The 1,059-nt window shown below is 61.1% G+C and carries 1 protein-coding gene; it reads left to right on the forward strand.

What is annotated here, in order from left to right; all coding sequences use genetic code 11:
• Window positions 1-1,059 (forward strand): thiamine pyrophosphate-binding protein (locus ACIPIZ_RS28260; RefSeq protein ID WP_401168749.1); only part of this gene is annotated, 1,059 nt, incomplete at both ends.

The following is a 1,059-nucleotide window of genomic DNA, read 5'->3' on the forward strand; positions in this document are numbered from 1 at the left end:
CTCCTTGCTCGCCACGTTGAAGGCGCCTCGCACATGGCCGAGGGCTACACCCGCACCAAGGCCGGCAACATCGGCGTGTGCATCGGTACTTCCGGCCCTGCCGGTACCGACATGGTCACCGGGCTCTACAGCGCCTCGGCCGACTCGATTCCAATCCTCTGCATTACCGGCCAGGCACCCCGCGCCCGTATGCACAAGGAAGACTTCCAGGCTGTCGACATCACCAGCATCGTCAAGCCAGTCACCAAGTGGGCGACCACTGTTCTGGAACCGGGCCAAGTGCCTTACGCGTTTCAGAAAGCGTTCTTTGAGATGCGCTCCGGCCGTCCAGGCCCGGTGCTGATCGACCTGCCGTTCGACGTGCAGATGGCCGAGATCGAATTCGACATCGACGCTTACCAGCCGCTGCCATTGGCCAAACCGACCGCCACCCGCGTTCAGGTCGAGAAGGCTTTGGCTCTGCTTGATCAAGCCGAGCGTCCATTGCTGGTTGCCGGCGGCGGCATCATCAACGCCGACGCCAGCGATCTGCTGGTTGAGTTCGCTGAACTGACCGGTATCCCAGTGATTCCGACCCTGATGGGCTGGGGCACCATCCCGGACGATCACCCGCTGATGGTCGGTATGGTCGGCCTGCAGACTTCGCACCGTTACGGCAACGCCACCATGCTGAAATCCGACGTGGTGTTGGGGATCGGTAACCGTTGGGCCAACCGTCACACCGGCTCGGTTGACGTTTACACCGAAGGCCGCAAGTTCATTCACGTCGACATCGAAGGCACGCAGATCGGTCGTGTGTTCACGCCGGATCTGGGCATCGTTTCCGACGCTGCTGCCGCACTGACCGTGTTCATCGAAGTGGCCCGTGAATGGCAAGCCGCCGGCAAGCTGAAAAACCGCAGTGCCTGGCTGCAAGACTGCCAGCAGCGCAAAGCCAGCCTGCACCGCAAGACCCACTTCGACAACGTGCCGGTCAAACCACAGCGCGTTTACGAAGAAATGAACCAGGTGTTCGGCAAGGACACCTGCTACGTCAGCACCATTTGTCTGTCGCAGATT

The organism is Pseudomonas sp. NPDC087690 (assembly GCF_044743175.1).
Taxonomy (GTDB): domain Bacteria; phylum Pseudomonadota; class Gammaproteobacteria; order Pseudomonadales; family Pseudomonadaceae; genus Aquipseudomonas.